We start from the raw sequence: 15,452 nt of genomic DNA, 5'->3' as shown, positions 1-15,452 counted from the left end.
TCTGCTGTAATTATTTAGTGGAGATTTTAGCCTTGTGTGAGCGTTAATTCTTCACGCTTGGCGGAATTGACAATTTTCACCAAATGCTGGTTTAAATAACTTTGGGCCGAAATGTACAGACTTTCCCAAATTTCTTGATTGCGACAAATTTTAGTCCCCACTGTATTTCCTGCTGTTTTTTCCGATATCAAGTATTTACGGTAATAGTTACCCCACAGGTGTTGGAGAAAGTTTTCCGCAAATTCGTCAAAAGGAATAATCCAGTTATAGTCTTGGTCTAGGAATACCCGATAGGATGCAATTATGGGTAGTGCGAGGTCAGTTGGCGCACCAAACCCAAACGAGTACTTGCTGTCGGGGAGAAGGGTACTTTTGCGTGTATCAATTGATGCTAAGTCGTTCACACCCTTTCTTCTGGGGTTGCTGATATGTTCTTGGATTATTTCGTACAGTCTTTGCTCAATCCACAGAGCTTTGGGAAGTAGAGGCAATAGAAGAGTTAATCTTTCTCTCTCAGTGTCTGTGATTTGGCTTGGAGTGTTCGTACCTGTAGGGTGCTTGCTTCGTTTATTGCCGTCGGGATTGTATCTATTTCTGTCGAGGCAGTTTAGAAGCTTGAACAAGTGGTTAACATTACACTGAGCATTTCTGGGAGCGCCGCTTTGGTTTTGGTAATAGGCTATTCTAAATTTTCTATCTTCTGCTCTTTCTAACTGGGCTAAATACTGCTTGATAAATTTGTAATCTCCCCTGGCGTTGACTTTGGAGCGAGAATCTACTGGCGATGTGGTATTTGAGGCGAGGGCTATATCTTTAGCCTCCTCTTCCTGGAGTCCAATGTGGATGGTAACTTTGACTCTGGCTTGGGTTAGGTCATATTTGTAATTTTTAGCTTGCTCAAACGCTAAAACTGTGTGACCTCCATTGATAATGCCATCGCTACCCCCCTCGCTAGCTTCTAAGACTTCTAGCTCCAGTTCGGTTTTGTTTTTGCTAGGTTTAACTTTATTCGCTGACAGAACGATTCCACTGTGACGAGAGAAGAATTTTTCTGGTTGAGTCGTCACAGAGTCAAAGATTTGTCGGTATGTCGCACTTTTGCGGTTTGGTTCTCGGATGTTGGGTTCTAGGGGTAAGTCTGTCGGGAAGCCGTCCACATGGGCGGTGGCGATGATGCAATTGGGGTTTGCATGGAAATAGTTGTCTACTTTAATAATCCAGTTTTTCGGCATGGGTGGTTTCTGCATCAAAGCGATACATTCTCAATTATTCTTCTCGTGGGAAGAAGCTCGCGCTTAAAGATTATATTTTGTAATTTTGTCTAAAATTGTACGCAACCAATAAAAATGGAAAATGCCCCAATCAAACGCTTGCGTAAACCTCTGGCTATTGCTTTACTAGCTTCGATTACTAGTTTGAATTTTTACATTCATCTAGTCGATACAAGTAACTCTTAACCAGAATATCAAGTCTAAAATAAGCTCAATTGGATATATTCTGGGGCTTGCTCAGTTAAAGATTCATCTAACAAATCATCCTCAAAATCATCGAAGTCTTCCTCCACATTTGATCGTGATATATATTCAGAAATTTGATGACCTGAATGAACTGGTTGTGGCAATAAAGTTACTATCTCTGCATCGATAAATGGAGAGGCTTCTCGCAGTCTATGTACTATTAATGTCCATTCTTCTGGCTTATCTTCTGATTGGAGAGATAACCAAGAAATTTCTAGCGCAGATTGGTTCCATCCTGGTTTTGATACTCTATCACGTTGCCTTGAATTTGCGGGTCTTTTTGCAGATTGAGGGGAACGACCTATTGAGTAAAAGGCAGAGCTAAAATCCGGGTTATGATAAATGCCACTATACCTGTTAAAGCCAGATATAGGACAAACGTGAGCTACCAAACCATCACTGGAATATCGTAGTCTAGCTACACGCAGAAGTTGCGGATTTTGGCAAGAAAGAAGTTTATTTTGATGCCAAAGATTATTTGGGTCTTTTGCGTCGTCTCCTGACACAAGTTTTAAAAGTGAAGGAAGGTCTTGGCGAAGATTTTGTTCATCCAATAATAGTAGAGTTGGATTTTTTATTTCTAAATCTGCAAAAGCTCGCCCCACAAAGTTTTTTATCTGCTCTGAGGTATAGTTTGAGTTATACTTTTGCTCAAACATGGCAACCGTGAATAAACTTTCATCATATGGCATCCAAGTCGGGCCATAATCCCCTGGTAAACACACCTGCATTTGAGATGAATTATTTTCTGAAGGGATTTTGATAAGTATAGGGATAACTACCTTTGTTTCTCCTTTATTTCGAGCGTTGAGGCGAATGATTCTGATAGCAATGATATCTAAATTATGAGGCAGTGATGTTTGATAAAATCCCGTATAAAAGGGTATACCTAAAGGGAAATTTAACTGACGCATTAAATCTAAAATTGCATTTAAGCACCTTGCTTTGTAAGCTTTTTTTTGTGTATTTAACTTGTTTTTTTTACTTTCATAAGTTTTAACTTGTTTTTCATCATTAGAATCTATAGGAGGAAAGTCTTCTGGATTGATATATTCCGTTTCTGGTTGTAAAAATTGACTTACCCAACTTGCATAAGCGTGTCCCCAACGAATTGCTGCTTTTGGGTCAGTTAACCTCCTTTGCTTGTCGAATTTCCGGTAATCAACTAACTCGATAAGAATACCTCGTTTTTCGTTACTAGGTTTAGGCTGCGTTACCAGTTGGCGTTCGATTAGTCTAGCTCTGTTTTTGCTGGCGGCTGCTTTGGCTTGACCAGAATAAGAACCACCTAAAGATAAAGGAGAAAGCCATTCATTAGGCAAGGGAGTTTTGTCTACTTTCAATAAATAACTTTCTCCTAAACAGTTGGTAAAATTGTAAGTTTCATTGTCTATTTCTTGAACAGTTCCTTGTACTTGTTTACTTTCTAAAAATTCTCTCAACACCTCTAACAAAGTGTTTACTGAATTAGATGAAATCCTAATTCGGTAAACTTGCTCACTGATGTTAGATGTTTCTTTAGGTTTAGAAAGTCGCCGTTTTCTGCAATGACTAAAGTCTATTTTATTGATGATTGGCGCTGCCACTACTCCAGGCGGTAAAGCTGTTGTTAATCTTTCAAATAACTCAAATCTATCAGCTGGTTCTAGCCCAACTCCTACTGGGTGAGAACCTAGTCGCGTTCTGTGTGATAGTAAATATTGTGGTGCATATTTTGCAGGGTCACTTAAAAACTGCATTGGTTCTGGAATATCGATATGAGGAGCTATCATCGTCAAAATTTTGTCAATTCTAGCTTTCCAAATAACTGAGTCATGTCGCATTAACTTGAGGTTGATTAGAGTAGTTTCTCGTTCTACACTTGGATCTGAATTTGGCTTGAGCCATCCTAAATTTTCCATTGCTACATAAACGCTGCTGTCTTCTCCTTTCGGCAGGAATATTTTTTGTCTGGCACCGGGAAGTGGTTGATTTCCCGGATTATCCCAAGCAGTCATAGGTTTAGAAATATAGCGTCTAATACCTGCTTTAAATAGCAACAAGTAGGGAGTTTTGCCGTTAGGAGGAGCGATATAAAACTTTAAGTAATATGAATACCTAGCTACTTGTTCAGCATTATTGGAAGGTGAATAGTTGATAGGAGGCCAGGTAACTAGATAAGCCTCTTTGCCAGTAGATGGAGACACGACTAAAGGCCAATATTCTTCATGACCATTAGCATTCCTTAAACCTAACTGAAATCCCTTTCTAGTTAACCAGCGTGCTATGAGTTCAGGCAAGACCACTTCTAGAACATCAAAGGGAGCATTTTTTAAATTTATGAGTTCCCAATTTAATTCGGCACGACCTGACTCTATCTCAGCTAGGACGGATTTGACTACTTTCAGGTCATAGTTGACTGACAACCAATTTTGTATAATTGCCCAAAATTGGTTTAAATCAATTAAACCACTATAAGCATGAACAATTATCCAATACTCTGGTCTAATTTCTGGAACGCGAGAAAAGGAGTTAGGAAAAATGTAGAGAATGTCAGAGGCACAACCTCTTAAAGCTGCATAGAGACTGAGTATGGGAGGAGTATGGTCTACATCTGCTAGACCTTTTATAATGTCTATCCAAGTTACCGGCAGTCTTAATCCATACACTTCTCCCATGACTAAAGGGTCAAAATTATCATTGAATAACCAAGCTAAAGTCTGTAGCCTGTCAATGGGAGGTAATTGTTCTTGTGCTTGAGTCATTTTATTTACCGTCCGTTGCTATTATGTTCTAAATGTTCTACCAGAGCTTTTAGACGGTCATAAATTGACCCATATAAAATTCTGGCTAATTGTTGTTCTACCTGGGGTTTATTGCTATTAGGAGAAAGGTACTCTCCAAAAATTTCTACCCATCCTTTCAGGAGACTACGTTCTGCACCTTGTGGATAAAATGCTGAGTCACAGAAGAAGACTCTTGTAGGAACATTTCCTCTGGTAGCTCTGCCCAAAGCTTGTACTATAGAAACAGCTTGATCCCAAAGAAGTTCATGCCAAAAATCAACATCAATGGAAGCCGAGCCATGATGTGAAGCTCTGAGTCGTCGATGCCAGTTTTTGTAAGACAGGCTTCGCAATTTAGCGATCGCTTCTGCTGCCGTTTCTCCTAAGCTAGACGGTAAAATATTACTTCCTTGTAAAATATCATCAAATACCAAACGGTTTATAGCTCTAATTTGCCTACCGAAATCTGTTGGCACTGGGTAAGGACGTACTAAAAAAAATACACTGCCCAAGTAGGCTTTGTTGGTTATCGGTGACAAAATGTTATACCCGCGTTGTACGGCTCCCAAAGGTGCTACCAATAAATCACGCCCTCTTGTTGAAAATTGTTCAACTTGTCCTCGTCGTAGGAGCCACTCGGCAATTTTTTCGTCTCTGTCTGATTGAAGACAATCTACCCGATTTCTCCACCTACTGGATTCTTGCAATTCCCTAGCGACTAACTGTGCTTCTGAGTAACTACCTGTAATTAGAATGACAGCTCTTGGTGTGCCAAGAGAATCCCAATACTCCAACTCTTGTGTTATCCGGTCTTTACCACCACTGCCAAAAGCTAGATACTGAGTAAGTTGCAGTAGACTATCTTTTCGTCCCCTCCCAGAGCGTCCGCTAACTATTATTGCTTCTCCTGTACGATCTGGAACTCGGATGAATTCAAAATGGCTGTTAGACAGCGCTTCCACTGCTTCAGGGGGTGGAGATAGAATTGCACGGGGTTTAATCCCAATGTTGAATTGGGGACTTCCAGGCGACCAAGAGGTGGCACTAGTTATTAGTGTGTGAGGCCCATAGTCGCCAGTTAAATTTACATACAAGTATGGAAACTTCAATAGCAAATAACGCCCCAAACCGAAACAAGCTAAATATCTTAGTAAGCCCTTTGGAGTTTTCTCCTCTGTTTGGTCTACGAATTGATATCCTAACAGATGACCGAGGGGTGATTCTAGATTTAAATCTATGTACTCATCTGGAGGGTTTTGGCTTAAAGAAAGTCCTTTGCCTAGTTCCGCTGTCGCTAAGAGCCAGTAACGAACCAGTTCGTTTACGTGTCGATCCATTGCTGTTAGCAACACACTAAATTCTAATCTTTCTAATATCTGTTGCGTTTGTGGTGATTGAGGAAGGTGCCAAGGTAAACGTTGTTGTAGCCAAATTCTCAGTTTTTTAATTAAATTGTCCCCTTTATCATTTCGGACATCGCTGACTAACTTTTCTAAATCATTTTCGCTGATTTCACTATCCTCTAACTCATTTGATGAGTAACGGAGTAGATAGTAGTTTTGAAATTCATCTTCTAAAAAGGATAAAATACTTGATAACTCTGCTTCCGGGAAATCAGAGGGTGCTAATGAGCGTATATTCTCAATTAACTGATAGTAAATTAAAGAATTATAAAGAGGCCACTCTCCTATCCATTTTCGTAAATGTATTTTTTCAAATAGCCGGACAAATATTGCGTCTGATAATCGCGAGGCTTCCCTAGCGACTCCTCTGAGTTCGTGGTAACGAGGGTCATTAAGTTGTGTTCTTCCTGAATAAAAAGCTTTCTCAGCTAAAGTATGTTCGATGAAATCAAGTATGGCTGTTTGAGAACCTGCTAAATCGTTAGAGGGAGCAAAGTCGTCTTCTATTGATACTTGTACTCTATCTACTTCGTCTACAATTAGTAAGGAGCAGTAATGATAGGCAGCTTCTAGTACCCGCATTTCAGTTCCTACTAATTCCGGAGGCATCGCCGTGTAAATAAAAGCAGCAGAAGTAGCCACCCAGACAGAGGCATTGATTAAATCACGGTTTGCTTGGTGAACCGGACAGATGGGAAGAAATGGGCAACTATGATATGTAACTTTGTCTGAGGAATTTTTTTCTTGTTTTTTGATGTCTTCTGGGCTTACTAAACTATGGCAGGGTTCTTGACCTGCCGGAATGGAACCCTCACCCAGTAGTCCGGAAAGGATACATTTTCCTGTTAGCCAAGGAAGAGCAGGATTGTCTAATAATTCTGCATTCTTAGTGTCTTCTACTGGGTCGTAAGGTTGGTATAAATCTTCTGGTTGTAGCTTGTTGGCGTGAGCCATTCCATATTGATACTGATGAGAACCTCTGGCTTTTCCCAATATTGGAGCAGCTGATAAGCCCATCTTTACGAAATCAGCTGCCATATTGATGGCATCAGTCACCGTATTAACAATAATGCAGATACGGAAATTTTTGTCGGATATTGCATATTTTTCACACAAATCATGTACCGACAAATAGATAATAGTACTTTTGCCAGAACCTGTAGGTCCTAATAAGTGAAAAATCCCATTTATTGTTAATTCATCAGTAGGCTCTAAGTTTTCTCCTATTAAAGATAGAGATGAATTTAACTGCTCCCATCTTTCAAGCCATTTTCGTCCTGGTAGTTTTTCTTCAAGTTTTATTGCTGATTCCCTTAAATCGCATAATCTTATTGTCAAAGGAGATAAAGGAGATGGGCGTCTTGGTTGCTCACTAACTGGTATTGCAGTGGTGCTAATGTTAGATAAGCACTCCTTAATTCCTTCAATTAGTTTAGTGGGAATAACTACTGAAACTGCTTGTGAATTAATATAAAAGCAATATTCTTTTTCTGATTTCGCCCAATTTCGCGATATGGGCTTATGCTCGGCTGGTTCATTTAATGCCTTGTTGATAGTTTCTACACGCAGCGGAACATAATTAACTACAGGTTGCCTGGTGTATGTTCCTGACTCTAAAGATACGTCAAAGAGCCTGATGCTTAGAGGTTGTTGACTATACCACAGAAGGGATTTGTTCCAAGCTGTTGCTGTGCGAATATACCGGACTCTATGACGTACTCTGGTGCAAGCTTCTATCAGCTTCTGGTTGTTCATTAATTCGGTCGGAATGAAGTTTGTTAATAAACTCCAGGCTTCTTTAATATTACTGTTGCTTGCACTTTGATAAATTTCGGCGTGGAGAGTTATTACTAATTCAACCTCAAAGAATCTTTTACTTTCTGTTTTGGTAAAGGTAACAGGAATTAAATCATCTTGTCCTAATCGGAGGAGTTCTTTACTAATCTCTTTTAACCAATCTTGCCAATCTCTCATTTTTGCTCCTCAAAGGATTTAAAATTTTTAACTTGACCAAGAAACTGTTTCAGCGAGAAAATACCTATATCTCTGAGAGCAGAGTTTTCTTGACATCTCACATCCCAAACAGCTTGAAATACTTTTTTATATTTACCTTTGTATCTGTAATCCGGAAAAATATAAAAAGCTTTATTCCATGCAGGAAATTGTTTGAAAGGTTTTAAAGAACAAGCCAGTTCTCTAGCATTTGCTTGGTCTTTCATATCTACTGCCCAAACTTTCCCATCTGGAAATTTAATCATTAAATCATAATTATCTACACTGGGCCAAAGGGAGCAATCTATGCCTAGATTGACTAGAGTATCTCTTAATTGGATTAATGACCGTTCTGGAGCCACTACAGAAGCCTGGATACCGCGAATAGTTCGCATTGATTCTGGACGGTATGGAATCCACTTTTCGGGAGCGTTTAGATTAACAAGTCGGGAACACAAATCGCTGTAACAAACTGCACGACGGCGTGAAGAGCCTTGCCACTCCAAAGTCCATCCACATCTTGGACATAGTGCTATCTGTTCAACCCCATTTCGTTTAACCCGACAAGTTAGGGGGATACGTTCATAAGTGGCACATAATAAGGAACGAATTTCAGGTTCCCAATCTAAATCGCTGTTAATAATTTTGGTTCCCCACTCTAAATGAGGATTTTGTACTAGAAATAGCCTAGCTTTTATGTATTGCTCATCTAACTTATTTTCAGAACAGTATTCCAGAATTTCTTTGAAAGGAATGTCTTGAATTTCTATGTCAGGATTGCCTGAGCGTATTCTTTCACTTAACTCGTAAGCTAAATCTGTAGGTTGTCCCAGAAATAAAAGTGAGCCGAAAAGATTAGCATCAGCCATTAATTCCCCGACTCCAGACCAATCTTCTACAGGTTGGTGTAGCCAATTTACTACCTCTTTATGATGCAAAGGTGGCATGGTTTTGTAGCTGATGCACAAGACAGATAATTGTTCAAGTCCAGATTTAATATGTTCGTTAGGACTAGTGATAGGAGGGACACTTTTTTTAGTGATTTGTTCTTGTTGTTCTACTAGTCCTACTGCTATGCGAGTAAGAATTTTTTTCGCTTGTATTGTTTTATCTGTCTCTATTTTTGATGATTTTAACATAATTATCAGTGGGCTAAATGTACATTAATTTATAATCTGAATCTAACTAACAAAAGGTTAATATTCTTTTTAAAAAAGGTAATAGAATGACTGGGTTACATCTCTAAAATTATCGAAATGAGTCTTACATATCATTTTGGCAATAGTAAATACTTAAAAGTATTTTGTATCCGCATTATTCAGTACATAAAGCTCGAAAAAGTAAGATAGTTTTCCAGCATCCATGTAGTTGATTAGCAGGTAAATCTTGAGTTACAGTGAATAATCCATTAACGCGCCTACTCGCAAAACGTAACCAAGTAAGGAAAAGTTTGTCCAGTAGAATATTTAGGGAGCGGCTTGTCCTGCGTGGATCGTTTGGTCTTATAGCAAGTTTGAGAGCAATTTCTAATACATTGGCATAAATCCCATCATCTACCTGTTCTATCTTTTCTTGAATATTAATTAAACTGGCTATCTGAATTAAGTCTTGTTCTAATCGTGAGCATAAACTTTCATTTCCAGTATTGACTGCATGATCTGACGCTACAATCAGGGCAAACATTGCAGTAGATGGTTCGTTCTTATAAATTTCAACTACATTGAGATTTGTCACTAGACTGTTAAGTTTATCTGTTAAATCTTTGTAGATTGGTAAGTCTAGAATTATTCCAATAATCAATAGCCATTCATTTTTATATAGAGGTTCACTAGAAAGAGTGTCAATAGCATTTTCCACCCGTGTTTTTAAATTATTAGATGCAACTTGATGTCCTAAGTCTGTTCCAAGTAAAGGAGTTAAGTAGTCGCTGCGTTCTCCGCCTAGTAGAGATCCCAAGTTATTTTGAGCCAGAGATGAGTCATCATGAAATAATTCTGTAGCAAGGTATTGCTGACCTTCAACAGTTTTAACAGCAAAGGCAGCTATCTTTGCTGGAACTTCTACTGCTTTGAGAAACTCTGAATCATGCTCTACTAAGATTGCTGCCAGTCCATGAACTACCAGATTCATCCTGCTAAGTCGCCGGGGGTGGAGAACATCATTCCAGAATTCTGGATTGCGATCGAGAATGTCGGCACTCATTGGGAGAAACCTAGTATTCCTTTCTAAGACTTGAGTCAACTCTTCTAATTGCATTGTGGGATGGTAGAGCAGATTATGCAGTTTACTTGCATGTGCCCAAATCATTGCTAGTTGAATAGACGATACCCATTCTCTCGTCTCACTCCAGTAACTAAACTCACTACCCAAGAGATTAAGAATCGCTTTAAATAATCGGAAGTGAATTTCACCCAGTTCATCAAAAAGTTCGTCAAGGATATTTTGAACTAAGCCAGCCGAGTCGGGACAAAGCAGTGCTAAATCAATCAGATGTAGTTTGCATACCGGAGATGGTAATTGAGGTACAAGCCTATGTAGCAAAGCTTGTCTCTCGCTTGATGGCAACTGGCTAAATGCTTCTCTTACTTGCATAGGAAGTTTCACCGGAAGACAAGCAAGACGTTCTAGGCAAATCTCAAGTCCTTCGGTAAGCAATAAGGATTCTGCTGCCCTGTTTAATTTTTCATGAAAGTTCAAATTTTCTGCTGCACATAGTTCAAGATGAAAATGTCGTAGCAGACCTGCACCTGACGGAGGGATTAACTCATCAATTCTAAAGGTATGAGCGTGACGTAATTTCTGCTCAAATGATAAGTAAAAAACTGCTGCTGATTGATTACGCCATACATTTGCTTGGTCAATACGTCTGCGGAGGTCTGTGGTGGATAGAATTTCGCCAATCACCTTTTCAAATCTAGAATTATCACAGTCAAACCAGAAATGATGCGATCGCAAAACTTGTTCGCGTACATTAGGATTATCTGATGCCAGAAGCATTACATCGTCTTGCCACACATAAATTATTGAGTCTGCTTCATTGATAAAGCGGAGTTGAATGGAAGAATTATTCTGAACTGCCTGAATTTTAAAAGCTGTTTGTGGCTGTAATGCTGTAATTATACTATCTTGGTCATTAATCGCTGTTGCGATCGCTGGTAAAAATTCTAATGCCGGAAATACGAGAGGGGTGGGCGAATCTGGCAATGTGAGATTGATAGATTCAACCATTTGAATCTGAAGATAAGCCATCAATTCAGGATCGGTGTTTAGTTCATCCTTTAGCACTTCTGGAAGATCCCGGTAAAACTGCTGCAACATTCTTTGGTTCAAGTCTTGCAGTGATTCGTCCCTTTCTTGCTCTCGCCCCAGATAAAGAATAATGTTCTTGATTAATTGCGCCACAGAAGTACTCAACTCTGGGTTTGCTCTAAAACGTCTCTCTATTATTCGTTGCTCAAGCCACTCAAAATACTGCTGACGGCGATTGGGAGTTTCATGGATATCGTTAATTTCAATTTCCCAAAATTTAAGACCTTGAAAGTAGAGACTGCTAATGTCTTGGCTGATAAAATCAAGCCCATCATTATTTAGATCAACATTGGGCAATAGATGTCGAACACCAAAAGTACCAGTATATAAATTTTCTAAAATCCAATCAGAGTAAGCAATGGCTATTTCTTCTGAAAGATTGGTATCTACCCAAATTTCGCCGATTGAATCTTGTGTTGCGCGGAAGCACTCAAAGACAAACATCAATTCACCGTCAGGACTAGGTGAACCTTCAGGTATCGGAGGACGTTGAAGTCTATGCGAATCTAATAAACAAGAAGCAACGTAGCGACGCATGACTGTTAGTTCTTCTGTTTCCTGAATTCTTCCATTCTGTATTTGTGCTTGCTTCAAATGATAGATAATTTCTTTACTGGTGATGGGAATGTACCGAATGTTGCCAGCGCGGAGTTGTAAAATTTTCTTATAGTAACTTGTTTCACTTAGATCCCCTTTTACCCGTAATGCCTCCAAAATTTCTAGCACACCAATGATTGGCACAATGTTATCTCGATACGGGTATTTGCTGAAGAAGCGATCGTCAATCCAAATAACATCTCCTGGCTGAGGCGTATATCTAAATAAGTCGTATACTGTTAATCCATTCTCTTTCCATGAATGCAGCAACTCAAGCTCTTGTTCGGAGTCAGGATTTGCAACTGCGATCGCTTCATATTTTCCTTGCTCTAATCCAGTTGAAACACGCTGAATAAGCCCTCTCAGCCATCTTATAACTTCAGATGAATGCTCATAGGCATTGATTGCTGCCTGTCCTTCACGAATACAGTCATATGTTACAAAAACTCGAAAATGGCGACAGACTCTCGCTAGTAAATCTGACCCAGCTAGGAGATTAGCTAACTCAGAGTTAACAAATATCAAGTCATTCCGTGCTGGTAATTTTGGTGGCAAATCTTGATACCTTTGATCCCCAAGATCATTCAATGCCGTTTCATATGAGTTACTGGATAAAATCCCTTCTTCTTTCAACACTTCGACCAACGCACGACAGTTGATCATTCGTTGCTGATCTGCTTCATCAAGTACAACGATCTGACTGATGCCCTTGATATCTAGTCGCTCTAACGGCAAGAACTCAACCACAAACCCGTTTTCTGCACGAGCTTGCTCCAGCAAAATAGTTGATTGTTCACCCAATTGTTCGATTAATTCATTAAATTCTGGTGTTGGAGACTGAGATAGTTCTCGTAATTGTCCTGATTGGCACAGTCGTATGATTTCGCGGTGATTTGCCAGCCGAGAAGGTTGATGCTGTAGGAAGTACTCACACTCTTGCAAAAGAGCAATTGGTAGTGTTGCAGAAATCCGAATTGGACTAAATCGTCGTTCCACTACATCCAAAATACCAAGGTGAGCAGCTAGCAAAAAGGCTGATATGTCTAGGTGCAGTCGCCATTGATTGCTGGAGTCTGCAAATTCTTCTGGAAAGGGACGGGCCCCATAGCGTATCAATACTGCTGGCTGAATATGGGGATTAGGTTTGTTAGCATTTTCATTGAGAAGAACTCGGAAAATGCTAGTGAGTGCCAATCTACGCGCTTGGGCAATTAAATGGATCGGAGCTTCAGCATTGTCATATTTGCGATTCATTGAAGCCGCATTTTCTGCCCATTCTCTTTGTAGTTCAAGAAGTTCATGCACTTCTACAGCATGAAATGGGCCTTCTCCGCTTATAGCAAGAATCCTTGCCCGTTGTGCAAAAGGTTGGACTTCACGATCTAATCCCAAGTTGTATCCTAATGTAATCACTTCCCCTAAAATTTCGGGTTCAATTGTTGCAGTAATTGCCTGCTGCCATAACTGACGTGACAATTCAGGATCTTCTGATAATAACCACCTTGCTACCTGCAATAGGGCATTTGGGTGAACATTTTCATGCCTTAGTAGTCGGGAAGCTGTAATCGCTACTCCTCGAAGATTTCCTTGATCTCGCTGAAGTACTATCAAGGTTACTAAGTTTTCAACCGTCTCTTGCGATCGTACTAAATCCTCTGCCTCAGCGACGGCCTGTGAAATCAACCCTAGTTTGGCTTGACAATAGGCTCTGAAGTGACGCAAATATGGAGGTAAGTTCCCACCAGGGAAAAGCCGTTGATGCTTATTCAAAAGTTGAAAGCATTGCTCATAGCGACCAGCCTCTGAAGCACATTGTGCTGCCAGACCCAGAGCATCTGCTGTTCCTACTGTGTTTACTAAATCATCTGCCTTATCGGCTACATAAGCCCAGTTTTGTAAACTAGCTTGCAACTGACAAGATTCCCATAAATATTGACCATTACGGCTTTCCTGCCAGCTTTTATCTAGATATTCAGCAAATTCCTGCCATTCACCGCTCATCCGCGCTTTTTCTCTACGGATGCCTTCTTGAATACTGCGACGAAAACTGAGATTGCTACAGCTTTCGGCTTCTTGAAACGCAGTATCAAACTCTCCATTTATTGCTAAAGCTTGAATATGCCAAAAAAGCCATAATTCTTGGTTTCCAGTTTGCTCAAATTTCTCTCTGTTATGATTTAGTAACTCTAAGGCTTGCTTGGTAATCCCAAAATAAATATATATTCCAAACAGAGCCGCAATACGCTCAATATCGTTGCCTGACTTTTCCACAAATACTTCCAATACTTGCTGACTGGCAACTAAATCAATTTCATAATTGCGAACAGTTCCCCAAACAATTGCTTGTGGATTAGTTGGGTCTTCAGCAAGAAGGGTACGGCATAAGTCTTGAGCTTCTGACTGACGGTCTGGGTCGTTAGCTAAACAAGCTAAATACCACACTTGCCAATACTGGCGTTCTTTCTCTCCTCGCTCAGTTTGAGATGCCAAGTGGTTAAACTGATATGCTGCCATACGTAGACGTTTTAAACTTTCGTCGTCTCGCTTAATTAATGACCAGTCAACAGGCTGAGGGTAGTTGATTAAACGCTTAGGGACAGCAGGTGAGAGTACACTGTAGTAATTGATCGTAGCCTCAGATATCTGAATCTTTTCCCAATTTGGTTTTTCATAACAAGCTTGCTGAATCTTTACTTGAGCAGCAGTAATATCCCCTATGTCTAAAAGTGCTAGAGCGTGTATGCGGTTAGTTTCTGCATCCGGTTCAAAACCTGGAGGAAAGTCTTGCAGCGTTGTAATAACCTCATCTGTGCGTTGTGTTTCTAGCAACAAGCCAAGTTTGAGATTAAAAATGTCTATACTGGAGGTGCTATCAATCTGCTTCAATGCAGCTTCTGCACCCTTTGCGTGATAAATAATCAAACTTTGTAGAAGAGAATTATCTCCTTCTGGATCAAGGCTGCGTGCCTCTACCGCTAATGTTTTAGCTTTCTCAATATTCTGCTCTACGCTGAGAAAATACCCTGACATGGACTGTAAAATCTGTGCCTGCAAGGGTTTATCGAAGACATCCCAATTTTCATCGCCTCGAAGGGCTTCAAGGCAGGCGTAGGCTCGTTGTAAATGTCCTTGCCGATAAAGTTCGCGGTACTCTTCTAGTTGTTTGGCTTTTGTCTTAGATAAGTCAGAAGATAGACGCTCAAGTTTTGAACTAAGAACCCCAAACGTTAACTCTGTAGCTCTAGAGTTCTCAGCAAGTTGAGGGTATGGTTGAGGTACACGACCACAAATTTTTTCTACCCACTCCTGCGATCGCAGGTAACGAAGAACAATTTCAGGGTGAGGTGCTAACTTTTGGCGTATTGTGCTTGCTGACCAAACCTCGTACTGAATGTTAAAACAGGCAAAGCGCTGCTTTTCAATCTCAATTTGTTTTTGTCGCTGAGTTTGACTGAGATCGCAGCCAACAAATAGAATAAATCGCCGAACCTTTTTGTTTAGCCAGTAGTCGATGTATTGAAAAAATTCATCTGACGCATCAATAATCTTCCGAGGTGGAAAATCTTTATAACATTTACACTGTCCCACTTCAGTGTAAATTCCATCATCACAATGTGCTAAAAGGTCAATTCCATCTTGCTGTTGTCCTCGTGTGCCATAAACATCACAAGTAGCGATTCTAGGTTGTTCTGAGAGCAGATCACAGCACAAGTCCTGAAAGGTGTACTCATCAAGCTCATAAAAGTTGGGAGGCAAGTTTGGATTAACTCTAGGAAATACCATTACTACTTCTACTATTTAAAATTTATTGAATAAACTTAGAACATTTAACAGAGGGTAGTGTAACAATCAATACTCGTTGTCCTGTG

At 40.0% G+C, this 15,452-nt stretch carries 5 protein-coding genes; all 5 read right to left on the bottom strand.

Annotated elements, in window-relative coordinates; all coding sequences use genetic code 11:
* Positions 1 to 26 precede the first annotated feature (26 nt).
* Entirely contained in the window at positions 27 to 1,232 is a 1,206-nt protein-coding gene (locus GTQ43_RS35160) for an AIPR family protein (RefSeq protein ID WP_104899437.1), read from the bottom strand.
* 239 nt (positions 1,233 to 1,471) lie between these two features.
* Positions 1,472 to 4,261, bottom strand: a complete 2,790-nt coding sequence (locus GTQ43_RS35155; RefSeq protein ID WP_265277339.1) for a pPIWI_RE module domain-containing protein — start codon at positions 4,259 to 4,261, stop codon at positions 1,472 to 1,474.
* A 5-nt stretch (positions 4,262 to 4,266) separates the two neighbouring features.
* A complete protein-coding gene (locus GTQ43_RS35150) occupies positions 4,267 to 7,659 on the bottom strand; it encodes a hypothetical protein (RefSeq protein ID WP_265277338.1) in 3,393 nt (1,130 codons plus the stop codon).
* On the bottom strand, positions 7,656 to 8,816 hold the full coding sequence (locus GTQ43_RS35145) for a hypothetical protein (RefSeq protein WP_265277337.1): 1,161 nt from the start codon (positions 8,814 to 8,816) through the stop codon (positions 7,656 to 7,658). Before GTQ43_RS35145 ends, GTQ43_RS35150 begins: the two co-directional genes overlap by 4 nt.
* A gap of 175 nt (positions 8,817 to 8,991) precedes the next feature.
* The gene (locus GTQ43_RS35140; protein ID WP_265277336.1) at positions 8,992 to 15,366 is read right to left on the bottom strand and encodes a hypothetical protein; all 6,375 of its coding nucleotides are present in this window, start codon (positions 15,364 to 15,366) and stop codon (positions 8,992 to 8,994) included.
* Between the last annotated feature and the right edge of the window lie 86 nt (positions 15,367 to 15,452).

This window comes from Nostoc sp. KVJ3 (assembly GCF_026127265.1).
GTDB lineage: Bacteria > Cyanobacteriota > Cyanobacteriia > Cyanobacteriales > Nostocaceae > Nostoc.
This window is presented reverse-complemented; position numbering and strand designations above follow the sequence as displayed.